The organism is Lelliottia sp. SL45 (assembly GCF_026672535.1).
Taxonomy (GTDB): Bacteria; Pseudomonadota; Gammaproteobacteria; order Enterobacterales; family Enterobacteriaceae; genus Enterobacter; species Enterobacter nimipressuralis.
In genome coordinates this window covers 619,690-645,906 of the sequence record NZ_JAPPRH010000003.1, presented here as the reverse complement: position 1 = coordinate 645,906, position 26,217 = coordinate 619,690, and the positions used below count along the sequence as shown (strand labels likewise).

The 26,217-nt window shown below is 56.5% G+C and carries 25 protein-coding genes; 3 read left to right on the top strand and 22 right to left on the bottom strand.

Going from position 1 to position 26,217, the window contains the following annotated elements; genetic code table 11:
• Positions 1–236: 236 nt before the first annotated feature.
• From OVA10_RS09010 to pdxB, 10 genes are all read right to left on the bottom strand, one after another.
• Positions 237–806, bottom strand: a complete 570-nt coding sequence (locus OVA10_RS09010; RefSeq protein WP_102104915.1) for a UbiX family flavin prenyltransferase — start codon at positions 804–806, stop codon at positions 237–239.
• A gap of 88 nt (positions 807–894) precedes the next feature.
• Positions 895–2,412, bottom strand: a complete 1,518-nt coding sequence (gene purF, locus OVA10_RS09005; RefSeq protein ID WP_100779425.1) for an amidophosphoribosyltransferase — start codon at positions 2,410–2,412, stop codon at positions 895–897.
• A 36-nt stretch (positions 2,413–2,448) separates the two neighbouring features.
• Positions 2,449–2,937 carry a colicin V production protein gene (cvpA, locus tag OVA10_RS09000; protein WP_100779424.1) on the bottom strand — a complete coding sequence of 163 codons (489 nt, stop codon included), beginning with the start codon at positions 2,935–2,937 and terminating at the stop codon, positions 2,449–2,451.
• Between the two features lie 233 nt (positions 2,938–3,170).
• The gene (dedD, locus tag OVA10_RS08995; RefSeq protein WP_100779423.1) at positions 3,171–3,866 is read right to left on the bottom strand and encodes a cell division protein DedD; all 696 of its coding nucleotides are present in this window, start codon (positions 3,864–3,866) and stop codon (positions 3,171–3,173) included.
• Positions 3,856–5,124 carry a bifunctional tetrahydrofolate synthase/dihydrofolate synthase gene (gene folC, locus OVA10_RS08990; RefSeq protein ID WP_268195800.1) on the bottom strand — a complete coding sequence of 423 codons (1,269 nt, stop codon included), beginning with the start codon at positions 5,122–5,124 and terminating at the stop codon, positions 3,856–3,858. Before folC ends, dedD begins: the two co-directional genes overlap by 11 nt.
• Positions 5,125–5,262: 138 nt before the next feature.
• Entirely contained in the window at positions 5,263–6,168 is a 906-nt protein-coding gene (accD, locus tag OVA10_RS08985) for an acetyl-CoA carboxylase, carboxyltransferase subunit beta (RefSeq protein ID WP_100779422.1), read from the bottom strand.
• 154 nt (positions 6,169–6,322) lie between these two features.
• Entirely contained in the window at positions 6,323–6,982 is a 660-nt protein-coding gene (locus tag OVA10_RS08980) for a DedA family protein (RefSeq protein WP_268195799.1), read from the bottom strand.
• A 27-nt stretch (positions 6,983–7,009) separates the two neighbouring features.
• Positions 7,010–7,822, bottom strand: coding sequence for a tRNA pseudouridine(38-40) synthase TruA (gene truA / locus OVA10_RS08975; protein WP_107703176.1), 813 nt, complete (start codon positions 7,820–7,822; stop codon positions 7,010–7,012).
• 2 nt (positions 7,823–7,824) lie between these two features.
• Complete coding sequence (locus OVA10_RS08970; RefSeq protein WP_129035532.1) at positions 7,825–8,835, bottom strand: aspartate-semialdehyde dehydrogenase; 1,011 nt, start codon at positions 8,833–8,835, stop codon at positions 7,825–7,827.
• A gap of 67 nt (positions 8,836–8,902) precedes the next feature.
• Positions 8,903–10,039: a 4-phosphoerythronate dehydrogenase PdxB gene (gene pdxB / locus OVA10_RS08965; RefSeq protein ID WP_123427176.1), complete on the bottom strand. Its 1,137-nt coding sequence runs from the start codon at positions 10,037–10,039 to the stop codon at positions 8,903–8,905.
• A 117-nt stretch (positions 10,040–10,156) separates the two neighbouring features.
• Between pdxB and flk the strand changes: the two genes are divergently transcribed.
• Complete coding sequence (gene flk / locus OVA10_RS08960) at positions 10,157–11,161, top strand: flagella biosynthesis regulator Flk (protein ID WP_102104922.1); 1,005 nt, start codon at positions 10,157–10,159, stop codon at positions 11,159–11,161.
• 67 nt (positions 11,162–11,228) lie between these two features.
• Here the strand turns inward: flk and OVA10_RS08955 are convergent, their stop codons facing one another.
• Both OVA10_RS08955 and fabB read right to left on the bottom strand, forming a co-directional pair.
• The gene (locus tag OVA10_RS08955) at positions 11,229–12,407 is read right to left on the bottom strand and encodes an MFS transporter (RefSeq protein WP_181826625.1); all 1,179 of its coding nucleotides are present in this window, start codon (positions 12,405–12,407) and stop codon (positions 11,229–11,231) included.
• 206 nt (positions 12,408–12,613) lie between these two features.
• Complete coding sequence (gene fabB / locus OVA10_RS08950) at positions 12,614–13,831, bottom strand: beta-ketoacyl-ACP synthase I (protein ID WP_100779415.1); 1,218 nt, start codon at positions 13,829–13,831, stop codon at positions 12,614–12,616.
• Between the two features lie 158 nt (positions 13,832–13,989).
• On the opposite strand from fabB, the gene mnmC reads away from it, so the two are divergent.
• Positions 13,990–15,990: a bifunctional tRNA (5-methylaminomethyl-2-thiouridine)(34)-methyltransferase MnmD/FAD-dependent 5-carboxymethylaminomethyl-2-thiouridine(34) oxidoreductase MnmC gene (mnmC, locus tag OVA10_RS08945; protein WP_268195798.1), complete on the top strand. Its 2,001-nt coding sequence runs from the start codon at positions 13,990–13,992 to the stop codon at positions 15,988–15,990.
• A 44-nt stretch (positions 15,991–16,034) separates the two neighbouring features.
• On the opposite strand, the gene OVA10_RS08940 is transcribed toward mnmC, so the two are convergent.
• The 6 genes from OVA10_RS08940 to prmB form a co-directional block, all read right to left on the bottom strand.
• Positions 16,035–16,313 (bottom strand): YfcL family protein, encoded by a 279-nt coding sequence (locus OVA10_RS08940; RefSeq protein WP_100779413.1) that lies wholly within the window; start codon positions 16,311–16,313, stop codon positions 16,035–16,037.
• A gap of 9 nt (positions 16,314–16,322) precedes the next feature.
• On the bottom strand, positions 16,323–16,871 hold the full coding sequence (locus tag OVA10_RS08935; protein ID WP_102104925.1) for an elongation factor P hydroxylase: 549 nt from the start codon (positions 16,869–16,871) through the stop codon (positions 16,323–16,325).
• Positions 16,868–17,680 carry a sulfite exporter TauE/SafE family protein gene (locus tag OVA10_RS08930; RefSeq protein WP_129035536.1) on the bottom strand — a complete coding sequence of 271 codons (813 nt, stop codon included), beginning with the start codon at positions 17,678–17,680 and terminating at the stop codon, positions 16,868–16,870. The genes OVA10_RS08935 and OVA10_RS08930 overlap by 4 nt, the downstream gene beginning before the upstream one ends.
• Entirely contained in the window at positions 17,680–18,504 is an 825-nt protein-coding gene (gene mepA, locus OVA10_RS08925) for a penicillin-insensitive murein endopeptidase (protein WP_123427166.1), read from the bottom strand. The genes OVA10_RS08930 and mepA overlap by 1 nt, the downstream gene beginning before the upstream one ends.
• A 2-nt stretch (positions 18,505–18,506) precedes the next feature.
• Positions 18,507–19,592 (bottom strand): chorismate synthase, encoded by a 1,086-nt coding sequence (gene aroC / locus OVA10_RS08920; RefSeq protein WP_248858833.1) that lies wholly within the window; start codon positions 19,590–19,592, stop codon positions 18,507–18,509.
• Between the two features lie 61 nt (positions 19,593–19,653).
• Positions 19,654–20,586: a 50S ribosomal protein L3 N(5)-glutamine methyltransferase gene (prmB, locus tag OVA10_RS08915; RefSeq protein WP_102104928.1), complete on the bottom strand. Its 933-nt coding sequence runs from the start codon at positions 20,584–20,586 to the stop codon at positions 19,654–19,656.
• Positions 20,587–20,743: 157 nt separating this feature from the next.
• Between prmB and smrB the strand changes: the two genes are divergently transcribed.
• Positions 20,744–21,295, top strand: coding sequence for an endonuclease SmrB (smrB, locus tag OVA10_RS08910; RefSeq protein ID WP_095282796.1), 552 nt, complete (start codon positions 20,744–20,746; stop codon positions 21,293–21,295).
• Positions 21,296–21,340: 45 nt separating this feature from the next.
• Here smrB and sixA read toward each other — a convergent pair whose 3' ends face one another.
• From sixA to OVA10_RS08890, 4 genes are all read right to left on the bottom strand, one after another.
• On the bottom strand, positions 21,341–21,826 hold the full coding sequence (gene sixA, locus OVA10_RS08905) for a phosphohistidine phosphatase SixA (protein ID WP_100779407.1): 486 nt from the start codon (positions 21,824–21,826) through the stop codon (positions 21,341–21,343).
• A gap of 209 nt (positions 21,827–22,035) precedes the next feature.
• Complete coding sequence (gene fadJ / locus OVA10_RS08900) at positions 22,036–24,183, bottom strand: fatty acid oxidation complex subunit alpha FadJ (RefSeq protein ID WP_268195797.1); 2,148 nt, start codon at positions 24,181–24,183, stop codon at positions 22,036–22,038.
• Entirely contained in the window at positions 24,183–25,493 is a 1,311-nt protein-coding gene (gene fadI, locus OVA10_RS08895) for an acetyl-CoA C-acyltransferase FadI (protein WP_100779405.1), read from the bottom strand. The genes fadJ and fadI overlap by 1 nt, the downstream gene beginning before the upstream one ends.
• Positions 25,494–25,738: 245 nt before the next feature.
• Entirely contained in the window at positions 25,739–26,023 is a 285-nt protein-coding gene (locus tag OVA10_RS08890) for a YfcZ/YiiS family protein (RefSeq protein WP_100779404.1), read from the bottom strand.
• Positions 26,024–26,217 lie beyond the last annotated feature (194 nt).

Sequence of the window (26,217 nt, the reverse complement as noted above, 5' to 3'; positions counted from 1 at the left end):
GCAGGCGTTCTCTTGCAGGTCTTATGCCATATTGCCGACTGGTCAAAAAATCGACGTTAAATATGTTAATAAAACGTTGCGATATTGCCTTAATAGTGAAGATAGCAGGTCTGCCAAACGAACCGGAGGGGGAAAAAGGGAAAAAAGGAATTAAATGTCGAGGATATGATCGCGGTTGCATAATTGCCCCGAGAAGGGGCAACCAGGCTTATCATGCACCCAAACGGGGCGACGGGTTATGCGCCCTGCCAGCGCGCGAACAGATCTTCCGGCAAGTCGATATCAAACTGATCCAGTACGCGGTTTACGGTCTGGTTAATCACGTCGTCGAGGGTTTGCGGGCGATGATAGAACGCCGGAACCGGCGGCATAATGACCGCGCCCAGCTCCGCCGCCTGCGTCATCAGACGCAAATGGCCGAGATGCAGCGGCGTTTCACGCACGCACAGCACCAGCGTACGGCGCTCTTTCAGCACCACGTCGGCCGCACGGGTCACGAGGGTGTCCGTATAGCTGTTGACGATGCCAGAGAGGGTTTTTATGGAACAGGGGAGGATAACCATGCCAGCAGTTTTAAACGAGCCAGAGGAGATGCTGGCGGCGATATCGCGGGCATCGTGCACCACGTCGGCCAGAGCCTGAACATCGCGCAGAGAAAAATCGGTTTCGAGGGAAAGGGTCTGACGCGCCGCCTGGCTCATCACCAGATGGGTCTGGACATCCGCCACGTCGCGCAGCACCTGGAGCAGACGTACGCCGTAAATGGCGCCACTGGCACCGGAGATCCCTACAATGAGTTGTTTCATGATTTCGCCCTTTCTTGCTTCAGGGCAGACTTTGCAGGATTTTGCGGGGAGTTGCAAGTGAGGGCGCCCGCCCTCACTTGCCGGGGCGTTAGCCTTCGTTGTGCATCTCTAAGCTTTCGAGATCGTTTTGCATCTGTACGGCTTTGGCATCGTCGTTACGCAGCGAGTCAAGGTAGTCGAGATACTGCTGATCGACGTCTTTGGTCACATAGATGCCGTTGAACACGGAGCACTCGAACTGCTGAATGTCCGGGTTTTCAGCGCGTACTGCGTCAATCAGATCGCTGAGATCCTGGAAAATCAGGCCGTCAGCGCCGATGATCTGGCGAATCTCGTCCACTTCACGACCGTGTGCGATCAGCTCGTTGGCGGTCGGCATGTCGATACCGTAGACGTTCGGGAAACGAATTTCCGGCGCAGCAGAGGCCAGATAGACTTTCTTCGCACCGGCTTCACGCGCCATCTCGATAATTTGCTCGGAAGTGGTGCCACGTACGATGGAGTCATCCACCAGCAACACGTTCTTATCGCGGAACTCAGCGCGGTTGGCGTTGAGCTTACGACGCACAGACTTACGACGCAGCTGCTGACCAGGCATGATAAAGGTGCGGCCAACGTAGCGGTTTTTCACAAAGCCCTGACGGTACGGTTTACCCAGAATACGGGCCATCTCCAGTGCGATATCGCAGGAGGTTTCCGGAATAGGGATCACCACGTCGATATCCAGATCGTCCCACTCGCGGGCGATCTTCTCACCGAGCTTGGTACCCATATTCACGCGCGCGCTGTACACGGAAATTTTGTCGATAAACGAGTCAGGGCGTGCGAAGTAAACATATTCGAACAGGCACGGATTGCTGACCGGGTTTTCCGCACACTGACGGGTAAACAGCTGGCCTTTTTCGGTGATGTAGACGGCTTCGCCCGGGGCGACATCGCGCAGGAACTCAAAGCCCAGGGTATCCAGCGCCACGCTCTCGGAGGCGACCATATACTCGGTACGGCCATCACCCAAATCGCGCTTACCCAGCACCAGCGGACGGATGCCGTTAGGGTCGCGGAATGCCACCATACCGTGGCCGATAATCATCGCCACGCAAGCATACGCGCCACGGATCTGGCGGTTTGTCGCGGCAATGGCGGCAAAAATGTTGTCTGCTTCCAGCGGATAATGGCGGAAGTTATCCAGCTCGCTGGCAAAGATATTGAGCAGGATTTCAGAATCAGAGGTGGTGTTAATGTGGCGACGCTTCTCTTCGAACAGCTTTTTACGCAGCTCATGCGCGTTGGTCAGGTTGCCATTGTGGGCAAGCGTGATGCCATACGGTGAGTTGACGTAGAACGGCTGTGCTTCAGAGGCGCTGGAACTGCCAGCAGTAGGATAACGAACGTGGCCAATCCCCATATTGCCTTGCAGGCGCTGCATATGGCGGGCTTCAAATACATCGTTGACCAGGCCATTCGCTTTGCGTAAACGGAAACAGTTGTTGGCATCAATGGTGATGATGCCTGCTGCATCCTGGCCACGGTGCTGAAGCACCGACAACGCGTCATAAATAGACTGGTTTACCGGCATGAAACCGGCGATACCGACAATACCGCACATTCGTCTTTTCCTCGTTAAGCCACATCTCAAAGCGTTTTACACTTTGGGCAAGAAACTCGACGAGCTTTGCAGATAGTCAAAGAACCATCTGATGATGAAGCTGAACTGTGGAATCAGCTGGGACTTGCTCCAGTCTTCGCTTTTTGAAAACCCGGTAAAGGTATCAAGGAAGAACAGTATCGCAGCCACGATCAGCGCGCCTCGCAGCGCACCAAAACAGATCCCCAGCACCCTGTCTGTTCCTGACAGACCGGTTTTCTCGACCAGCTGACCTATCACGTAGTTCACGATAGCGCCGACGATTAGCGTCGCGATAAACAGCACCGCGATGGCGATTCCATTTCGGACCAGTTCATCTTCAAAGCCCGTGAACCAGACAGACAGGTAAGTGTAGTAATGACTGGCGACAAAGAAAGCACAACCCCATGTCACCAGCGATAACGCTTCACGAACAAAGCCACGGATCAGGCTAACCAGACAGGAAAAACCTATCACCGCAATGATGGCGTAATCAATCCAGACCATATGTGTCCCACGATTAAACGCCCTGTCATCCAGTTCGGGGCGAATTCTAACAGAAAAAGAAAACGTTTGCGTAGGGATTTCCTTCCCGCGCGTAAATAAAAAAGGCGCTGAAAAAATGTTCATCGCCGCTGGGTTATTGCGCCTCTTTGGACGAATTCCCGCCTCTCATCCCGGCCCTCAAGACCGTATGGAGCAATCCCCTCACCCGGTGGGACGAGGGGTATGCGCGCACGTCAGTTCGCGCTATAACTCATCACCACACCGCTCAGCCCGGAAATCTGCTTCAGCTCGCCGAGCGAGCCTTTCAGCTTATCTTTCGACGCATCCGGCCCCACCAGAATGCGGGTAATTTTACCCTGCACCGGGGTGGAAGGTGAAGTGTAAACCCGATATCCGGCACCGCGAAGTTTACCGACCACTTCATTGACTTTATCGGCATTTTTTAGCGCACCAAGCTGCACCACATACGCTTTACCGGTTGGCGCAGGCTTCTCTTCCTGAACCGGTTTTTCCGGTGGCGCTTCCGTCGCGGCGGCGATCTGCTCGCTGGCTTTATCGCGCTGCGGTTTCGGCTGCGGTTTTTCTGCCGGTTTCACGGCAGGCTTTGGTTGTGCAACGGGTTCTGGAACCGGGTCCAGCTCACCGGCGTTACTCGCCACCAGACGAGAAGGATCGAGCGATGGCGCCGCCGCATCACCGGCGCGCACCTCTTCTGCTGCCCCTTCAGGAGGCTGAGCGGGCAGCGCCTGCGTGGCCGCAGGCAGCATGTCTGGCTCGTCGCGATCGCCGGGTTTTGGCACCAGCGGGATCGCGGCAAACTCATCCTGATAATGTTTTTTCTGCCCGTCGAGCAGTCCCGGGAGGAGAATCACTCCCAGCGCAACCAGCACAATGGTTCCTGTTAAACGGTTCTGAAACTTACTTGCCACCGGTTCTCCCCGCCTCCATTACTTCCATGACATGTGCCACCGTGTGGAATGATCCACACACCAGCACGGTATCTTCAGGTTTAGCATCCGCCATCGCGGCGCGCCATGCCAGCGCCACGTTTTCATAAGCTTCGCCCTTCGCGAGATGTTCCATCAGCTGCTCAGCCGACGCGCCTCGTGGCCCTTCCAGGGGAGCACAATACCAGCAATCGACCACAGTCTCCATGCAGGCCAGCGTGCCCGCAATATCTTTATCATGAAGCATACCGATAACCGCAAGTACGCGCCCGGTTTTTGGCAGGGATTTGAGGCGCTCAGCAAGATAGGCCGCTGCATGGGGGTTATGCGCCACGTCCAGAATCAAACGCGGTGATTCGCTGACAATCTGAAAACGCCCCGGCAAAAGCGCGTTCTGAATGCCGTCTCGTATCGCCTGTTCGCTCACCGCCAGACCACTGGCGCGGATAGCCGCCAGTGCGGTCGCCGCGTTCGGTTGCGGCACCTGTGGCAGCGGCAGATGGTCCAGCTCGCCCTGCGCGTCGCGAAAACGCCAACTGTCGCCCGTTACGTCATATTGCCAGTCAACGCCACGACGCATCAGCTGGGCGCCCTTCTCCTTCGCCACGTCGGCGATAGTGTGCGGCATATCCGGTTCACCGACCACGGCAGGTTTGTTGGCGCGGAAAACACCCGCTTTTTCGCGGCCAATGCTTTCGCGGTCCGGACCCAGCCAGTCCGTATGGTCGAGTGCGATACTGGTCACCACCGCGACATCGGCATCAACCATGTTAGTCGCATCTAAGCGCCCACCTAAACCGACTTCGAGAATGACCACATCCAGCTGCGCCTGCTTAAACAGCCACAGGGCGGACAGCGTGCCGTATTCAAAATAGGAGAGCGAAATCTCGCCGCGCGCCGCTTCGATTTGCGCAAAAGAGGCTGTGTGGGCGGATTCCGGCAGTTCGCTATTCTGCACGCGCACGCGTTCGGTGTAGCGGACCAGATGCGGCGAACTGTAAACACCCACCTTATAACCGGCGGCCATCAGCATGGACTCCAGCGTGCGGCAGGTAGTGCCTTTGCCATTCGTTCCCGCTACGGTGAACACGAAGGGCGCGGGCTTGAGGATATCAAGACGCGCACCCACCTCGCTCACGCGATCGAGGCCCATATCGATGGTTTTACTGTGCAGATTTTCCAGATAAGAAAGCCACGTGACCAGGGGTGACGTGGCTTGGGGAAGAGTATTTTTTTCCATGATACGCACTTTCATTTGTGTATACACTTCGGCCTTTAAGCGGTCTCTGCGTTGGCGACGCCCTGATACTGCTCTGCTGGCTTGTGTATCAAATAAGTGAAAAGGGCAGCGCCGTCTGGCCCTGCCCTTTTTGAGTTATCAGGCTTCGGGTTCCTGATCCGGCACAACCACGCCTTCACGCGGCTCGTCCGGGCTTGGCGACGGCAGATTCATCAGCTTCGCCAGGATGCTCGCCAGTTTCAGGCGCATTTCTGGACGGCGAACGATCATGTCGATAGCGCCTTTTTCAATAAGGAACTCACTGCGCTGGAAGCCCGGCGGCAGTTTTTCACGAACGGTCTGTTCGATAACGCGTGGGCCGGCAAAGCCGATCAGCGCTTTCGGTTCAGCGATGTTCAGATCGCCCAGCATCGCAAAGCTCGCAGAGACTCCACCCATGGTTGGGTCGGTCAGTACGGAGATATACGGCAGACCGCGCTCCTGCATTTTACCCAGGGCCGCAGAGGTTTTCGCCATCTGCATCAGAGACATCAGCGCTTCCTGCATACGTGCACCACCGGAGGCCGAGAAGCAGATCAGCGGGCAGTTGTCCTCCAGCGCCTGTTCAACGGCACGGATGAAACGCGCGCCGACGACAGAACCCATTGAGCCGCCCATAAAGGAGAACTCAAAGGCCACAGCGACAACCGGCATCTCGTGCAGAGTGCCTTTCATCACCACCAGCGCGTCTTTCTCGCCGGTCTCTTTCTGAGCAGAAGCCAGTCGATCTTTGTATTTTTTGGAGTCACGGAACTTCAGCACATCTTTTGGCTCAAGTTCGCTACCCAGTTCCACAAGCGAACCTTCGTCCAGCACGCTATGCAGGCGATTACGCGCCGACATACGCATGTGGTGGTCACACTTCGGGCAAACCTCAAGATTGCGTTCCAGCTCAGCGCGGTACAGGACCTGGCCGCAGCTGTCACACTTGGTCCACACCCCTTCAGGAATACTCGCCTTACGGGTTGGGGCTATGTTGCTTTTAATTCGTTCAATCCAGCTCATTGATAACCTTTCTGCCTGAACCTGGTCGTATGCCAGTTTTGCTGTAAGCGGCGCATAATGCCATTTTTGCCGCAAACAGACCATGAATGTTGCACATTAAAACATAACAGCCCGAAACTTTGGATAAAAAAGTGGTCGAACCGCAAATGCGTCTTTACTTCGCTTGCTTAGCCGCCGCGCGTTTGTGACGAATAATTTCGATCGCCCCCGGCAAGACTGAGAGCACAATAATGGCAACAATCAGTAACTTAAGATTTTCCTGCACAATAGGCAGATCGCCAAACAGGTAGCCCGCGTAGGTAAACAGCAGCACCCACAGCAGCGCGCCAATTACGTTATACGCCGCGAAATGACGATAGGACATATGCCCCATACCTGCCACAAACGGTGCAAAGGTGCGGACGATCGGCACAAAACGCGCCAGAATGATGGTTTTGCCACCATGACGTTCGTAGAACGCGTGCGTTTTGTCTAAATAGCTGCGACGGAAAATCTTCGAGTTCGGATTACTGAAAAGCCGTTCACCGAATACCCGCCCAATAGTGTAGTTCACCGCATCGCCGACGATAGCCGCAATAATCATCAGCACCACCATCAGGTGAACGTTGAGATCGTTGGTCGGCAGCGCAGAGAGCGCGCCCGCGACAAACAGCAGCGAATCGCCCGGCAAAAACGGCGTGACGACCAGGCCGGTTTCACAGAACAAAATCAGAAACAGAATGGCATACACCCAGACGCCGTACTGCGCGACCAGCTCTGCCAGATGAACATCGATATGCAGGATGAAATCAATGAGAAATCGTATTAAGTCCATATTGTCTAAGCCTTAATTGCAACTGCGTTAGTCCGCTAAAAACAGCGGGCCCATTGGCGGTTTTGGAAGGTCAAATCGATCCGGATAATCCACCGAGACCAGATACAGCCCTTCCGCTTTCGCCGTTGCTGCCGCAAGCGTTCTGTCCTTCGCTGCCAGCAGTTCTGCAATCCAGCTCTCCGGCTGGTGTCCGGCGCCTACTTCCATCAGGCTGCCAACGATATTCCGCACCATATGATGTACAAAGGCATTCGCTTTGATGTCCACCACCACATACGCGCCATAACGACTGACGTTAATGTGCATCACGTTTCGCCACGGGGTGCGCGACTGGCACTGAACCGCACGAAACGAGGTAAAGTCATTTTCGCCGAGCAACTGCTGCGCGGCACGGTGCATACGCTCTGCATCCAGCGGCTCATAAAAATGGGTCACGCCCTGGCTTAACACCGCCGGACGCAGACGCTGGTTGTAGATGATATAACGGTAGCGACGCGCCGTGGCACTAAAGCGCGCGTGAAAATCATCGGGCACATCTTTGACCCAACGCACCGCGATGTCACCAGGCAAATTCGCATTTACGCCGAGCGTCCAGGCCGCGTCTTTACGCACCGCAGTGGTTTCGAAATGCACCACCTGGCCCGTGCCGTGAACGCCCGCATCGGTACGACCGGCACACAGCACGTTGATCGGTTCGTTCGCCACCTGAGAGAGCGCTTTTTCCAGCTTTTCCTGAACGCTGCGCACTTCATTCTGACGCTGCCAGCCATAATATTTGCTGCCGTCGTATTCTATTCCGAGGGCAATTCTATGGACTGGCTTTTGCTCCACTTCAGACATCCTTACAGATACTCCTGCACCAGCTTCTCAGCGATTTTAACCGCCATCAGCGCGCCGCCGAAACGGACGTTGTCCGCCACAGACCAGAACTGCACCTGTTCAGGCATGCCGTAATCGTTACGCACGCAGCCGATGGAGAGACGCGCGTTACCCGTTGCATCGCCCACCTGGGTCGGAAACTCTGTCTCTTCGCTGAGGGAGATATCTTCGCCGCGCTCAAACGCATAGCGTGCCTCTTCCGCCGCCAGCGGGCGCAGAGCTTCAAAGCTCACCATTTGCGCGTGGCCGTAGAAGACCGGGGAACGCACGCAGCTGGCAGAGATCATCAGGCCGTCGTCCTGCAAAATTTTGCGGGTTTCGTCGACGATACGACGCTCTTCGCGCACGCTGCCTTCACGGTCGGCAAGCATTGGCATCAGGTTGAAAGCCAACTGGCGACCGAAGAAGTCGTCATCGTCCACCGGGATACCGTTCAGCAGTTTCGCGCTCTGCCCTGCCAGCGCGTCGACCGCTTTTTTGCCCTGCGCGGAAACAGAAAGCAGACTGGTTACGCTAATACGCGACAGACCACCGTCGTCGATCAGCGGTTTCAGTGCCGTCAGCAGCTGGCTGGTCAGGCTGTCAGGGACAGCAATAATGTTGCGGTTGCGGTAGTCGGCCAGCACGAACGGGTTCACGTCCGGCACCACCAGCGGCACGTCAGGCTCGAGGGCAAACAGACCGCTCAGGTCGATGACCAGACAACCGGCGTTCGCCGCTTCTTCAGCGTAAGTCGCCGAGGCTTCAACGCCTGCCGCAAAGAACGCCAGTTGCACCTGCGTCCAGTCAAATTCTGCTACGTCCTGCGCGCGAACGGTTTTACCTTCGTAGCGCAGAGAGGTGCCCGCGCTTTCGGCGCGTGCCAGAGCATAGATTTCTCCCACCGGGAACTGACGCTCCGCAAGTGTTTCGAGCAGGGCTTCGCCCACAGCGCCAGTGGCACCCAGTACGGCAATATTCCAGCCTTCAGACATGGTGGTTTACTCCAGAAATGAAACAGCGTCCCTGCCAGATTATCCGGCAGAGAGCATGAGGAAAACATTAACGCGCCGGGTTATGCGTGGCAGTAAAACCCAGTTTATTCAGCAACGCCGCCGCACCGGCGTCGTCACAGATGACATACAGGGAGGACCACTCACGGCGCTCAAGATAATTCTTGCGAAGCCGGTCGAATTCACCCGGAATGCCGGCCACTTTTCGCAGCAGCGCGTCATCGCGGCGCACATCATACACTAAATGCACCAGCCTTTTTAGCGAAGACTCATCAAGCGGACCGTGCAGCGTAATGCGGCCAAATTCCGGCGCAGGCAGCAGCGTATCCAGCGCCACCTGCTGCGCCTGGCCGATAAAAGCACTATAGGCTTCAAACACCTGCGTCGTGCCGCGCGCTTTGCCTTCAAGCGTATAGCCCGCGATGTGCGCGGTAGCGACATCCACGCGATTCAGCAGCGCCACGTTGAGATCCGGCTCCGGCTCCCAGACATCCAGCACCACGCTCAGATCCTGCCCCTCTTCCAGACATTTCAGCAGCGCGGTGTTATCCACCACCGGGCCACGGCAGGCATTTATCAGAATAGTGCCAGGCTTCAGGCGGCGAATTAACGCCTCATCGGCCAGATGCAGGGATTTGTACGGTCCGTCTTTAAACAGCGGCGTATGGAAGGTGATCACATCCGCCTGCTCGACCAGTTCATCCAGCGCGCGGAAGTCGCCTTCATCACCGCGATCGGCGCGTGGGGGATCGCACAGCAAGGTGCGGATACCGAGGGCTTCCAGACGTTTTTGCAACCGCCCGCCGACGTTACCGACGCCAACAATACCCACCGTGCGATCTTTCAGCGCAAAGCCGTCGCGCTCGCCCAGCATCAACAGTGAAGAGAAAACGTATTCCACCACGGCGATAGCGTTGCAGCCCGGCGCGGCCGAGAATCCGATACCGGCCTGTGCCAGCCAGGCATCGTCTACGTGATCGGTTCCCGCCGTCGCTGTCCCTACAAATTTGACGTTTTTACCCGACAGCAGCGCCTCATTCACTTTGGTGACCGAGCGCACCATCAGGGCGTCAGCATCGGTGAGTTCTTCAAGGGGAATGGGACGACCGGGAACGGCCTTAACGTCGCCCAGGCGGCTAAACAGCTCACGGGCGTAAGGCATATTTTCATCAACGAGGATTTTCACGACAGAGTACCTGTTTGAGAGGAAGTTAACCGGCCAAGTGTGCCATAATCTCGCCGCCAGGCATACCCGAACGCTTTGCCTGGTTTACGGTGAGTAATGACTTTAAGGATTTTGACGATGCAGCCCATTTCAGGTACGCCGCCGCGCCCTCCCGGTGAAGGCCCAGTAACACCTTCCGCCATTGGCGAACAGCCGTTATCGACGCAGCAGCGCACGGTGCTGGAGCGACTGATCACCCGCCTGGTTGCGCTTACGTCGCAACAGAACGCGGAGGTGTGGGCGGGAGTGAAACATGATTTGGGGCTGAAAAACGACACGCCGCTGTTATCGCGCCACTTCCCTGCCGCCGAGCAAAACCTGAATCTGCGCCTGAATACCGCGCAGCAAAATCACACCACCCGCCAGATGGTGTCACAGCTCACCGAACTGTTAGGCCAGGGGAATAATCGTCAGGCGGTGAGTGATTTTATCCGCCAGCAGTTTGGTCAGACGGCCCTGAGCCAGCTCACACCGGACCAGCTGAAAACGGTGCTCACGCTGTTACAGAGCAATCAGCTCTCTATTCCGCAGCCGCAGCAACGCCCGGCGACGGAGCGCCCTCTGCAGCCTGCTGAGCATAATACTCTCAAGCAGATGGTCACCCGGCTGGCTGCTGCCACGGGCGAGTCAAACAAGCTTATCTGGCAATCCATGCTGGAACTTTCCGGCGTGAAAGCCGGTGAGCTGATCCCGGCGAAACAGTTTACCCATCTGGTGACCTGGCTTCAGGCGCGTCAGACGTTGAGTACCCAAAGCGCGCCCACGCTGCATACCCTGCAGGCGGCGCTTAAACAGCCGCTGGAACCACGAGAATTTGAAGCGGTGCGTGAATATGCGCAGCAGAACTGGCAGGTTACGCCGCAGACGGTGCTGACCCCCGCCCAGATTCAGGATTTACTGAACCAGATCTTTATCCGCCGCGCCGAACGTGACGGCGGTGTGCCAGAAGCGCGCAATATTCAGCCAATCTACAGCCCGCTGTTCGCCCCGGTGGTGGACACCATAAAATCGATGTCTGCCCGCCCCGGCCTGATGTTTATCGCGCTGATGGTGGCGCTGGCATTGTTCTGGCTGGTGGCCTGAGTCGAAGTATCGCCACCCGACCTGCTAAATTACGGACTTTGCCGGTCGGGTTACCCGTCAATGACGTTCACTGCTTCCGGAATGCGATAACCGTTACTACTATCCCCACCACTGCCGAGACGGCCCCTGCCAGAAACACCGACGGATAGCCGAACGACGTCGCCAGTACCCCTGCCAGCGGGCCGGTGATACCGTACGAGATATCCTGGAATGCCGCATAGCCGCCAAGTGCAGTTCCACGAACCTGCGGTGCCACGCGTTTCACCACCTCCACGCCGAGCGCCGGGAAGATGAGCGAGCAGCCGCAGCCGGTTAACGCCGCGCCCAGCAACGCAATCCACGCCACCGGTGCCTGCCACAACAGCAGCAGGCCGAGGGTCTCAATCATTAGCGAAACCACCGCCACTTTTACGCCACCAAAACGGTCCGGCATCCAGCCGAGCAGCACGCGCATCAGCACGAAAGCGCCACCGAATGCGGTTAAGGTGAAACCGGCCATTGCCCAGCCCCGGCTCATGAAGTAGAGCGAGACAAAGGTGCCAATTACGGCAAAACCTACGCCCTGCAGCGCCAGACCGAGGCCCGGTTTCCAGATTTGACCGACCACGCTCCACAGCGACGGGCGATCGCCTTTGTGAGCTGGCACTTTACGCACCGTGCCATTAAAGGCCCACGCCACCAGCGGCAGCACCATGGTCGTCCCCGCCAGCACAGCGAAACCGAAATGGCTGTGGATCAGCAGCCCCAGCGGTGCGCCTGCGGCCAGTGCGCCATAGATCGCCATCCCGTTCCAGGACATCACTTTCCCGGAGCGCGTCGGCCCGACCAGCCCCATACCCCAGGTGAGCGTCCCGGTCAGCAGCTGGCTTTCGCCAAAACCGAGAATTAAGCGCCCGACAATCAGCAGTGCGAATTTATAGATGGCGTCCACCGGCAGCAGCGCGGCCAGCAGCCATGCCCCACCCGCCAGTCCGCAGGCAAACATACCCTGTAACGCGGAACGCTTAGCGCCATGCTGATCGGCCAGGCGTCCCGCATAGCCACGGGTTAACACGGTCGCCAGAAATTGAATCCCCACGGCGACGCCCACCAGGGTATTGCCGTAGCCCAGCTCCTGGTGCACAAACAAGGGGATTACCGGCAGCGGCAGGCCGACGGTCATATAGGTAAGAAACACCGCGAAGGCGATGCGAAACAGCGAGACATTCGCTGAAGAGGTTTTTTCTGCTTGGGTTACTGCGGTCATGCATTACTCCGAAAATGAAGAGTAAGGCGGGGAAATGCCACGCCCCCTCTACCTGAGGATCAGGATTAAGGTGCGTTGGTTGACGTTAAACGCTTACGCATTATCAAAGTGATAATGTTGAAGCCGAAGTTTGCCTTTTCAGTCAATCAATTGTCAACGCATAAAAAAAGGAGCCATCAGGCTCCTTTTTTTCATCAGCGGAAAACTTACGCTTTCAGCTTACGCATCACCAGGGTGGCGTTGGTACCGCCGAAGCCGAAGCTGTTGGACATCACTGTCGTCAGCGCCTGCTCAGTCGGCTTGGTCACGATGTTCAGGCCAGCAGCCTGCTCGTCCAGCTCTTCAACGTTAATGCTTGGGGCGATAAAGCCGTGTTCCAGCATCAGCAGAGAGTAGATAGCTTCCTGCACGCCAGCGGCGCCCAGAGAGTGACCGGTCATCGCTTTCGTCGCGGAGATCGCCGGGCTGTTGTCGCCGAAGACTTCACGAATTGCACCCAGCTCTTTCACGTCGCCGACCGGAGTCGAGGTACCGTGGGAATTCAGGTAGTCGATTGGGGTATCAACGCCGTTCATCGCCAGCTTCATACAGCGCACTGCGCCTTCGCCTGATGGAGCAACCATGTCTGCGCCATCGGAAGTCGCACCGTAGCCCACAACTTCAGCGTAGATGTGCGCGCCACGTGCCAGAGCGTGTTCCAGCTCTTCAACCACAACCATACCGCCGCCGCCTGCGATGATGAAACCGTCACGGTTCGCATCATAGGTACGGGACGCTTTTTCTGGCGTTTCGTTGTATTTGGTGGACAGCGCGCCCATCGCGTCGAATTCACACGCCATTTCCCAGCACAGCTCTTCGCCGCCGCCAGCAAATACGATGTCTTGTTTACCCAACTGGATCTGCTCAACCGCGCTGCCGATACAGTGTGCGGAGGTCGCACATGCGGAGCTGATGGAGTAGTTCACACCGTGGATTTTGAAGGGGGTCGCGAGGCACGCAGACACCGCTGACGCCATCGCTTTGGTCACAACGTAAGGACCGACCGCTTTCAGGCCGCGCGGGCTACGCATTGCGTCTGCGCCGAACACCTGAGATTTAGAAGAACCACCGGAACCTGCGATCAGGCCCACGCGTGGGTTGTTCTGATAAACGTCTTCTTTTAATCCAGCATCTTCTACAGCCTGCTGCATTGAGAGGTAAGCGTAGATAGAGGCATCGTTCATGAAACGGACCACTTTGCGGTCAATCAGACCGGTGGTGTCCAGTTTGACGTTACCCCACACGTGGCTACGCATACCAGAATCTTTGAATTCTTGAGAGAAAGTGATCCCCGAGCGTCCTTCACGCAGAGATTCCAGGACTTCCTGCTGGTTGTTACCGATGCTGGAAACGATGCCCAGGCCAGTAATCACTGCACGTTTCATTCAATACCTCTGTCAGTCATACTATATTAAGTTTCGAGTCGCACAATAGCGTACACTTGTACGCTGAACAAGTCCGATCAGCCAATTTCTGTGGAAATTTGCACCATCGAACACACATCGCTAAGATCCTGCCACTGCCTGTCAGACGAGTAACTTACGTGAAACAAAACGCCATACAACCCGCCAACCTTGAGTTCAACGCTGAGGGTACACCTGTTTCCCGAGATTTCGACGATGTCTACTTCTCTAATGATAACGGACTGGAAGAAACCCGTTATGTTTTCCTCGACGGAAACCAGCTCAACGCGCGTTTCCCTGTCCATCCGCGCAGCCAGTTTGTGGTGGCGGAGAGCGGTTTTGGCACCGGATTAAACTTCCTCACCCTCTGGCAGGCGTTTGTTCAGTTCCGTGCGGCGCACCCTGACGCTACGCTACAAAGATTACATTTCATCAGTTTCGAGAAATTCCCCCTCACCGCCCACGACCTGACCCTGGCCCATCAGCACTGGCCGGAACTTCGCATCTGGGCCGAGCAGCTGCAGGCCCAGTGGCCACAGCCGATCGGCGGCTGTCATCGTTTAGTGTTAGACGGTGGTCAAGTCACGCTGGATTTGTGGCTCGGGGACATCAATGACCTGACGGACAAACTCGACGATTCTCTGAATCAGAAAGTCGACGCCTGGTTTTTGGATGGCTTTGCTCCCGCGAAAAACCCGGACATGTGGAGCCCGCATCTGTTCGCGGCGATGGCGCGTCTGGCGCGTCCTGGCGCTACGCTCGCGACCTTCACCTCCGCCGGATTCGTACGCCGTGGTTTGCAGGACGCCGGTTTCACCATGCACAAAACCAAAGGATTTGGCCGCAAGCGAGAGATGCTGACAGGGGTGATGGAGCAGGATAATCCCCTGCCTGAGTGCACTCCCTGGTTTGCCCGCAGCGGTGCGGAAATACGTGAAACGGCGATTATTGGCGGGGGTATTGCCAGCGCACTGCTGTCGCTCGCCCTGCTCCAGCGAGGCTGGCAGGTGACGTTGTACTGCGCTGATACCGCCCCCGCCACGGGTGCCTCCGGCAATCGCCAGGGAGCGCTGTATCCTCTGCTGACCGCCCACGATCCGGCACTTAGCCAGTTTTTCCCGGCCGCCTTTACCTTTGCCCGGCGTCTTTACGACAGCCTGCCAGTCACCTTTGACCACGCCTGGTGCGGCGTCACACAGCTCGGCTGGGACGAAAAAAGCCAGCGTAAGATCGACCAGATGCTGAGTCTGGAATTACCGGCGCACATCGCAGAAGCCGTAGACGCCGGGCAGGTGCAGGCGTTAAGTGGCCTGGAGACGGGCTGCGGTGGCATTCATTATCCGCAAGGCGGCTGGCTCTGCCCGGCGCAGCTTACGGCAGCGGCCATTGCGCTGGCCCAGTCGCAAGGGCTGACCGTGCATTATGAACATCAGTTGGAATCCCTGGATCGCATCGACGGCGACTGGCAGCTGCGTTTTGCCCATGGTGCACAGGCCCGACATGCCGGAGTGGTACTGACTAACGGCCATCGCATCAGCGATTTCCCGCAAACAGAAAATCTGCCGGTCTATCCGGTTGGCGGCCAGGTGAGCCATATTCCCACGACAGCTCAGCTCGGCAAGCTCCGTCAGGTCTTGTGCTACGACGGCTATCTGACGCCGCAAAACCCGACCAACGGTCATCACTGCATCGGAGCCAGCTATCATCGCGGCGAAGCGGACATTTGCTATAGCGAAGCGGATCAGCAGCAAAACCGCCAGCGCTTGATCGACTGCTTCCCCGGGGCTGAATGGGCGAAAGAGGTGGACGTAAGCGGCAGCGACGCGCGCTGCGGCGTGCGGTGTGCCACCCGCGATCACCTGCCGATGATCGGCAATGTGCCGGACTACGACGCGACGCTTGCGGCCTATCAGGATCTGGCAGAGTCCAAAGAGAATGCCGTGCGTTCTCCCGTCTATCCGAACCTGTTTATGCTCGGTGCGCTCGGGTCGCGGGGATTGTGTACTGCGCCGCTGGCCGCTGAAATTCTGGCGTCGCAGATGAGCGATGAGCCGATCCCGATGGACGGTGTTACGCTTGCAGGATTGAACCCAAATCGGCTGTGGGTGCGAAAATTACTGAAGGGTAAAAAGGTAGGATAAGGTTTGGAGGCCCGGTAAGCGCAGCGCTACCGGGCAAAAAGCCACTACTTCAGATTAGCCTGCTGGAACAAATTGTCCCACATCCCCAGCACCAGTGACTGGTCGCGTGGAGAAAGCTCGCCCGCCTGAATAGCTTTTTCAAGACCACGGCTCACTTCAGCGTGGACCGCTTCAGGTGAGTGATCGTCGCCCGCTTCCAGCTCGGCAACAGCAAGCGTCAGGTGACCACGCAGATAACCGCTGGCAAACAGTTCATCGTCACTGGCGTGTTCCACCATGTCATCAATTAACGCCAGGATGCGTGATTCAAATTCTGCGATCATCTTTTTTCCTCAGTTGAGATCTTCCGGCCACGGGAAGCATTCCGCCGTTATTGCCGGCGTGTGGTAATAATTCTGTAGTGCCTTGATAAAACGCGCCGGTCGCTCCGGGATGCCTTTCTCAAGATATTCCATCACCTGCGCGTGAACGCGGCGCTGGAAGGTAATACGATCCGGTTCGCAATCGCCTTCGAGATTGTCGCAGCTGACATTGAACGGAAAACCTGCCGCCACGCAAAACAGCCAGTCGAAGGCCTGCGGTTTGACTTCCACATCTTCAAACTGCCCTTGCGTCGTGGCATCTCGCCCGTCCGGGCAGTACCAGTAACCGAAATCGACCAGCTCGCGGCGCGCTTTCCCGGCAATACACCAGTGGGAAATCTCGTGCAGACCGCTGGCATAAAACCCGTGGGCAAACACGATCCGGTTGTACGGCACGTCTGCATCAGCAGGAAGATAGATCGGTTCGTCGTCGCCTTTAATCAGACGGGTATTAAAATCATCCGCAAAACAGCTGTCGAAGATCTCAATCAACTGTTCATATTTATGCGTACTGTTCATGAGTTCATCCCCAACCAGTGGAGGATCTCCTGTCCGTGGCTGTCATAAAGAAGTTTGGCACTCATCACCGCCGACACAATCACGATCATCGGACGAATCAGTTTTTGCCCTTTGCTCAATACCAGACGCGAGCCGACGCGCGCGCCTAAAAACTGCCCGACCATCATCACGAAGCCGGTCGCCCAAATCACTTTCCCGCCAATGATAAACAGCAGCAGACCGCCCAGGTTTGAGGTGGCGTTGAGCACTTTTGCGTGGGCGGTAGATTTGGCGAGGTTAAAACCGGCCAGCGTCACAAACGCCAGGGCATAAAAAGAACCGGCACCCGGCCCGAAGAAGCCATCGTAAAAACCGACGCAGCCGCCTGCAATCAGGGCAAACGGCAGACCGTGCAGACGACGCTGACGATCCTCTTCCCCTAATTTTGGCATCAGCAAAAAGTAGAGACCAATGCAGATCACGAGGATCGGTAAAATCTGGCGCAAAATATCCGATTGCACGTGCTGCACCAGCAGCGCGCCGCTGGTAGAGCCGATAAAGGTCATCAGAATATTGAGCTTTTGGTCGGCAAGACTGACCACTTTACGGCGAATAAAATAGATGGAGGCAGAGAGCGAGCCGCCGCAGGCCTGCAGCTTATTGGTCGCCAGCGCCTGGGCCGGACTCATACCCGCCGCCAGCAGCGCAGGCACTGTCAGCAGGCCGCCTCCCCCCGCCAGCGCATCGATAAATCCCGCCAGCATCGCAACAAAAAACAGCACCGCCAGCAGCAGCGGTGACACCATAAACAGATCGACGAAATTATCCATTAAAGTACATGCTCATCCAGTAGCGCCTGGCAGGAAGGCGGCAACGGAGGCGGTGTCTTCTTCTCAGGCTTGGTGGTTCCAGGTTTTGCTGGCTCAAACCAGCTCTGGAGTTCTGCCCCGCAGCCATCTCCCGGCGGCGGTAACGGCTGATCTTCACATTCGAGGCTGTTGGCCGGGCAGCGCAGACGCACGTGCATATGCGCGCGATGCTGGAACCACGGGCGCACTTTACGCAGCCAGTCACGATCCGTTCCGGCGTCCAGACAGAGCTGCTGCTTGATCGCCGGATTGACGAAGATACGCGTCACATCGTTATCTTTTGCCGCCAGCTTAATCATGCTGGAGACATCTGGCGACCACAGAGACGGCACCACGCTTTTGCCGTCACGGGCGACGAGATCCAATGCCTGGGGTTTAAGCAGCTGCGCCGAACTCCAGCGGGTTTTCGGCAGTTGCAGGAAAATATCCACATCCAGACCGGACTGATGGCTGGCGTGTCCGCCATTGAAGCGACCGCCCGCTGGCATCCCCATATCGCCGATTAACATCGTCCCCAGCCCCAGGTTATGCACCTGATTGCCCAGACGCTGGATAAACAGCACCAGATCCGGATGACCAAAGTAGCGACGCTGGTCGGTACGCATCACCTGATAGGTGTCGGATTGCAGCGGCAGATCCTGCGCGCCAACGATGCAGCCGTTAGCAAATGCGCCGATCGACTGGGCGCTGCCCGCGATCGGTTGGGTGATTTTTTGCCACGGCGTGGCTGCCAGACTGGCTCCGCTGACAAGCAGAGCCAACAGAGCAATAGCGGTTTTTTTCATGTTTACCAGCGTGGAATGGTGGTCGTCACGTCCGCATTCTGCGCGCGCTGGCGCAGGAAATGATCCATTAGCACAATCGCCAGCATCGCTTCAGCGATCGGCACCGCACGGATACCCACACAAGGATCGTGACGCCCTTTGGTGATCATCTCAACTTCTTCGCCGAAGCGGTTAATGGTGCGCCCCGGTACGGTAATGCTGGAGGTCGGTTTCAGTGCGATGTTGGCCACAATCTGCTGACCACTGCTGATGCCGCCCAGAATGCCGCCCGCATGATTGCTCTGGAAACCGTCTTTCGTGATTTCATCGCGGTTCTGGCTGCCGCGCAGCGCCACCACGTCAAAACCATCGCCAATTTCCACGCCTTTCACCGCATTGATGCTCATCATCGCGTGGGCGATATCTGCATCCAGGCGATCGAAGACCGGCTCACCCAGGCCCGGCGGAACGCCGTCAGCCACGACGGTCACTTTCGCGCCGATGGAGTCGCCCTCTTTTTTCAGGCCGCGCATCAGTTCGTCCAGTGCGTCAATTTTGTCGGCATCCGCGCAGAAGAACGGATTCTGTTCAACCAGATCCCAGTCTTTGATCGCCAGCGGAATGTCGCCCATCTGGGTCAGGCAGCCGCGAATCACGATGCCAAATTTTTGCGCCAGATATTTTTTAGCGATAGCGCCCGCCGCCACGCGCATGGCTGTTTCACGCGCCGATGAGCGTCCGCCGCCGCGATAGTCGCGAAAACCGTATTTTTGTTCGTAGGTGTAATCGGCATGACCGGGGCGGAAAACATCTTTAATGGCGCCGTAGTCCTGCGAGCGCTGATCGGTATTTTCAATCAGCAGACCAATGCTGGTGCCAGTAGTGCGGCCTTCAAAGACACCGGAGAGAATTTTGACCTGGTCCGGCTCGCGACGCTGCGTGGTGTAGCGCGAGGTGCCTGGACGGCGGCGATCGAGATCGTGCTGTAAATCCGCTTCGGTCAGTTCGATACCAGGTGGCACGCCGTCGACGATGCAACCCAGCGCCAGACCGTGTGATTCGCCGAAAGTCGTTACACGGAATAATTGTCCAATACTGTTTCCTGCCATCACGGCTCCGTTGTCGTTGTTCTGTGTTTGAGCAATGTGAAACGGGCCGAAGCCCGTTGGATTAATCTTTGTAAATGCTGAAGTGTTCACGCGCGGCGATGAGCTGCGCTTTGGTCAGCATGAAGACGCCTTCACCACCGTTGTCGAATTCAAGCCAGGTGAACGGCACGTCCGGGTACTGCTCCATCAGATGTACCATGCTGTTACCGACTTCACAAATCAGAATACCGTCGTCAGTCAGATAATCCGGCGCGCAGGCCAGAATGCGGCGCGTCAGTTTCAGGCCGTCAGAACCGGAGGCCAGACCGAGTTCCGGCTCGTGGCGATATTCATTCGGCAGATCGGACATGTCTTCTGCATCCACGTACGGCGGATTGGTGACAATCAAATCGTATTGCAGTTTTGGCAGGTCGCGGAACAGGTCGGAGCGGATCGGCGTCACGTGGTGAATCAAACCGTGCTCTTCGATGTTGTGTTCGGTAACGGCCAGCGCGTCGGCGGAGATATCAACCGCATCCACTTCCGCTTCCGGGAAGGCATAGGCGCAGGCAATCGCGATACAGCCGCTGCCCGTACACATATCCAGAATGTGCTGCGGTTGGTGGTCGATCAGGCCTGCAAAGTGGTTGTTGATCAGTTCGCCAATCGGCGAGCGCGGCACCAGCACACGTTCATCAACGTAAAATTCGTGACCGCAGAACCAGGCTTTATTGGTGAGATAGGCGACCGGAATACGCTCGTTGACGCGGCGAATCACGCGCTCAACGATACGGTGTTTTTCGCTGGAGGTCAGACGCGCGGTGCGCATGTCTTCAGGGATATCCAGCGGCAGATACAGGGATGGCAGCACCAGCTGAACCGCCTCATCCCACGGGTTGTCCGTTCCGTGGCCGTACCAGATGTTGGCGGCGCTAAAACGACTGACGGACCAACGCAACATGTCCTGAATGGTATGCAGTTCGTTTACTGCTTCATCGACAAATATTTTATCCATTATTCTCTCCAGGGCATGCTTGCATAATTTTCGGCGGCTAGTTTGCCATGAAGACGGCGATAAATCAGCATCGGGACGGCGTGGGAGAGGTGAAAAAATGCGTTTTGCTTGCGCCTCCCTCAGGTAAACTAAGGGAAATAAGAGATGAGACGGACTAATGAAAAAGAAAATGCCGCTTAGCGAGGAGGATCAGACGCTGTTTCGCCAGCTCATGAGCGGGACGCGCAAAATCACCCAGGACACCATTGTCCATCGCCCGATCCGCAAAAAAGTGACTGAAGTGCCGGTCAAACGGCTGCTGCAGGAACAGGCGGATAACAGCCACTATTTTTCAGACGAATTTCAGCCGCTGCTGAACACGCAGGGGGCAGTGAAATATGTGCGGGAAGATGTCAGCCATTTTGAGCTGAAAAAGTTACGTCGCGGAGATTATTCGCCGGAGCTGTTTCTCGATCTGCATGGCCTGACGCAAATGCAGGCGAAACAGGAGCTGGGCGCGCTCATTGCCGCGTGTCGTCGCGAGCACGTGTTCTGCACCTGTGTGATGCACGGCCACGGAAAGCATATTCTCAAACAGCAAACGCCGTTGTGGCTGGCTCAGCATCCACACGTGATGGCTTTTCATCAGGCGCCAAAAGAGTACGGCGGAGATGCCGCGCTGCTGGTGTTGATTGAAGTAGAAGAGTGGCAGCCACCGGAGCTGCCCTGACAGGCAGGCGGGTGGCACAGGCTACCCGCCAGATCATTCGTCACGTCAGATAGCTTTTGCCATCTTCAGGTTGCACGGACTCATTTGCCAGTTGAATACCCCTTTGCCCGCATCGTCGAGGGTGACGTTGGCAATCGCGGAGGTGGTGAACATCGGAGGCGTTTCGCCAGGGCACAGTTCAGACACCAGGTAGCCGACCAGCGGCAGATGGGAAATCACCAGTGCGGAAGAGACACCTTCATTGCACAGCGCCTGAAGATACGCGCTGACGAGACCCACATCCCCGCAGGGTGTAAGCTCAGGAAGAACATCGACGCTCTTCGGCAGGTTCATACACTCCCCTACCACATCCAGCGTCTGTTCGGCCCGCAGGAACGGACTCACCAGCACACGATCGATATCCACTTTTTGGCCTTTGAGCCAGGTCGCCATTTGACGGGATTCGTCACAACCACAGGTCGTCAAAGGACGAACAGAGTCACTGGCAGCATCGAGTGCCGCGTCGCCGTGACGCATGATAAAAACTTGCATATTGCACCGCTTTTGTTAACCAGGATCACCGGCGTTCACTACCCGCGAAAAGATCAAAAAGGTAGAAAACCCGATGGCCGGGCATTGTGCCTGATCCATCTGATGAATGAAACGCTGTTTTTTACCTTAATGGCGTAAGTATAGTCAATATCTGTTTACAAAATAGCCAAAACAGGTTCATTCACCGTCAGATATACTCTTGTTTGACCTTAAGTTACGGGGTCAGTTTCCTCTGCTGGCCAAAAGTGCAGGTTATTTTCTGCCATGCGCATTAATTGTTCACACGGCGTAAACCGTGGACCATAAAGCGAAGCCAGACGCTGCAATATTGCCACCACTTCACCCGCGCCAAGACTATCCATATAGCGGAACGGGCCACCCAGGAAAGGTGGAAAACCGATACCAAACACGGCACCAATATCGCCGTCTCGCGCACTTTTAACGACCTGCTCGTCAAAACAACGAGCCGCTTCGTTGAGCATCATCATGACGCAGCGCTCAGCGCATTGCTGTGCGGACAACTTCCCCTGGCCGTTGGCGTGAATAAGCCCATAGACCGAGGGGTCGACCTGTTTCTTGCTTTTACGCCCTTTAACTGCGTAAAGATAGAAGCCCCGTCCATTTTTTCTGCCTTTGCGATCGTCATTCAAGATCGTAGAAACAATGTTTGCAGGCGGGCTAAACCGTTCTCCATAAGCAGCTTCCAGCACAGGTATAATTTTAGTGCCTGTATCAATTCCAACCTCATCCAAAAGTTGGATTGGGCCAACTGGAAAACCAAACTTGACCAGCGCATTGTCAATGTGTTCGATTTTCTCGCCTTCCGTCAGCAGGCGCATCGCCTCATTAATATAAGGCGCGAGAATGCGGTTGACGTAAAAACCGGCCTTGTCGGCCACCACAATCGGTGTTTTGCCCTGCCGTTTGGCGAGCTTCACCACCGTGGCCACCGTTTGAGCGTTCGTCGAAGCGTGAGGTATGACTTCCACCAGCGGCATTTTTTCCACCGGACTAAAGAAGTGCAAACCGATTACCTGCTCCGGTCGCGCGGCACGTGCGGCGATATCGCCAATCGGCAGCGACGACGTATTCGAGGCAAAAATGGTGTGCGGCGCGCAGTGCTGTTCCACGTCGGCGACCATCTGCTGTTTCAGCGCCAGATCTTCAAATACGGCTTCAATCACCAGGTCACGATGGTGAAAACCGCTGTAGTCGGTGGTGCCTGAAATCAGCGCCAGCTCTCTGTCGCGTTCACTGGCTTTGATATGGCGGCGTTTAACCTTTTGATCAAGGAGCTGCCAGCTGTATTGCAATGCGTGATTAATGCCCTTTGCGTTGATGTCTTTGATTCGTACAGGCAATTTGCCTTTGCTGGCCGTGACAAATGCAATGCCACCGCCCATCAATCCCCCGCCCAAAACGCCTACAGAGGCCAGCGGCGCCGGTGACGCCTCGCTGCCGGGATCTTTTTTTACGTCGGTACTGGCAAAAAAGATGCTGCGCAGTGCCTGCGACTGGGGCGTCATCGCCAGTTCGCCAAAGGCTTTGGCCTCAGCCGCATAACCGCTGCTGCTCCCTTGTGCCAGGCCGGTTTCAATCACCTCGAGAATGCGTTTGGTCGCCGGGTAGTTGCCTTTGGTTTTCTGTTCCATTTTCTTGCCGACCACATTAAACAGCAGCGCGCGCCCTAGCGGGCCGGCGAGAATACGCTCGCGAACCGGCAAATGACGGCTCGTTTGCCGCCCTTTTAATGCCAGCTCAACGGCCGCGTCCAGCAAAATGGAATGGGGAACCACTTCGTCCACCAGCCCGGCTTTCAGAGCCTGACGTGGTCGAAGCTGTTTACCGGTGAGTATCATTTCCAGCGCGGTACTCACGCCAATCAGACGCGGTAAACGCTGGGTGCCACCGGACCCCGGCAGTAGACCGAGCTGCACTTCCGGCAGACCGAGCACGGTTTTCGCATCATCTGTACAAATACGGCTGTGACACGCCAGCGCCAGCTCCAGGCCGCCGCCCAGGCAGGCGCCGTGGATCGCCGCGATCACCGGGATCGGTAATGCGTGGATCTCGGCCATGATCTGCTGCCCCTGTCGGGCCAGCTCTTCCGCTTCCTGCGCGCTGCTGGCGCGGGCGATCATGTTGATATCTGCACCGGCGATGAAGTTATCGGGTTTGGCTGAGATAAAAATCAGCCCGCGAATGTCTTTGTTTTCGCGGATTTGCCTGAGGATCGCGCGCACCTGAACGCCGAATTCGGCCTTCAGGGTATTCATCTTTTCGCCCGGCACATCGATGGTGACGACGGCAATATTGTCCAGCCGGACCTTCAGGTCAAAAGCGGAAGTGGTTTCCATTATTCAGCCTCCAGAACCATCGCCGCGCCCAGACCACCCGCCGCACAGGCGGTGACCAGACCAAAACCTCCGCCGCGACGGCGAAGCTCATGCAGCGTTTGCGTAATCATGCGTGCGCCGGTGGCAGCAAACGGATGGCCGTATGCGATAGATCCGCCCAGCACGTTAAATTTGCTCTCGTCCACTTCGCCCGTGGCATGCGCGCGGCCCAGCACATCGCGGGCAAAGCGTTCGCTGGCCAGCAGTTGCAAGTTGGCAAGCGTCTGCGCGGCAAAAGCCTCGTGCATATCGATAAGAGTTAAATCAGACAGCGTTAATCCGGCGCGCTCAAGCGCCAGCGGCGTGGACCAGGCCGGTCCCAGCAACATATCCTGCCAGACATCGATAGCGGTAAAGGCGTAGCTGCGCAGGTAGCCCAGCGGCACCAGCCCCAGCTCTTTTGCCCGCGACTCGGTCATCAGGATCACTGCCGCCGCACCATCGGTCAAAGGCGTGCTGTTCGCCGCCGTGACGGTACCGTGCTTGCGGTCAAACGCCGGACGTAATTTTGCATAATCAGCCAGCGTCGAACTGCCACGGATATTGTTATCTTCACTGAGCGGTTCGCGATACGGCGGGATATAGGCCGTCATCACTTCATCCGCCAGTTTTCCCTCGGACCACGCCAGCGCGGCACGCTGATGCGAGCGATGCGCCAGGGCATCTTGCTGTTCGCGGGTAATGCCGTAGGTTTTCGCCATTTGCTCTGCGGTATCGCCCATTCGCAGGCCGGTAGAATATTCCGCGACCGCTGGCGGCACCGGCGCCAGATCGCGCAGACGCAGGCGGGAGAATAGTTTGAGACGCTGCCCCATGGTGCGGGCTTTGTTGACGTCCACCAGCACACGGGCCAGCTTTTTACTGACGCCAATCGGCAGAACGGAAGAGGAGTCGGCCCCGCCTGCAATACCGGCGCGAATGGTGCCGGTCATCAGGCTTTCCGCTACGTTAGCGACGGCCTGGAAGCTGGTCGCACAGGCGCGACTGACGCTGTAGGCATCGGTATGGACGTTCATTCCCGTCCCAAGCACGATTTCGCGGGCGATATTGGGTGCTTCCGGCATCTGGACGACCTGGCCAAAAACCAGTTGTTCGATGACCTCTGGGGGTATTTCGCTGCGAGCCAGCATCTCCCCCACTACCATTTTCCCCAGATCGACAGCCGGTATTCCGTGAAATGCCGTCGCCTGACGTGCAAACGGAGTACGTAATCCGCTGACAATGGCAATGCGGTCACCCTGGCGGGTGACGAGCGGTAGTGCCTGACTCATAAAAGTCCCCTGTAAATGACATAAGCGCAAAGTGGTCTGACCTGATAACAGTTTTAACCATTTTTTTACATAGAGCCAATCGGGGAAGCGAAAAAGTGCGAGCTAAGACACAGAGAAGAAAAGAAAATGCCCCTGGGTCACAGGGGCATTTGAGGTATTTTTTGCGGGTCGCGACTTTGCCTTACCCGGACTACGAAACTGCAGGTCGGGTAAGTAAAAAATCACCCGGCAACTTTACGGAGAAATTAACGTAGACCGAGCTGGAAAATCAGGGTTTCAGCTTCACACGCAAAGATGAAATCGATATCAAGCTTCACGCCACCGTCCACTTCCGTGAAGGTGGATTTGATTTCACAGGGATCGGATTCCACGTCGCGCGCGCGTTTGGTGAGCGCGGCTAAGGTTTCTTCTGCATCCGAACGTTTGCTAAATACGCGGCTGTAAGACGCGGTGCAATCGGTGTTATCCATAATGGTACCGACATCCATACAGCAGCAAACCGGGGTTTCATCAGCACTGCATTTACTCATAGCTCAAGTTCCTCTGCATTCGCGCACAGCGCGAGATAAACACGTTGCTGATATTTTACGCCCTGGCCGTGGGTCTCTCCAGCCGTTAATGGCGCAAACGGGGATAAGTGACCGTTATCACACTAAAAAATGATCTAACGCAAAAATCACCCTTTCTGCTGAGTGCCGGTGGTCGCATTTTTGCCACAGAGATC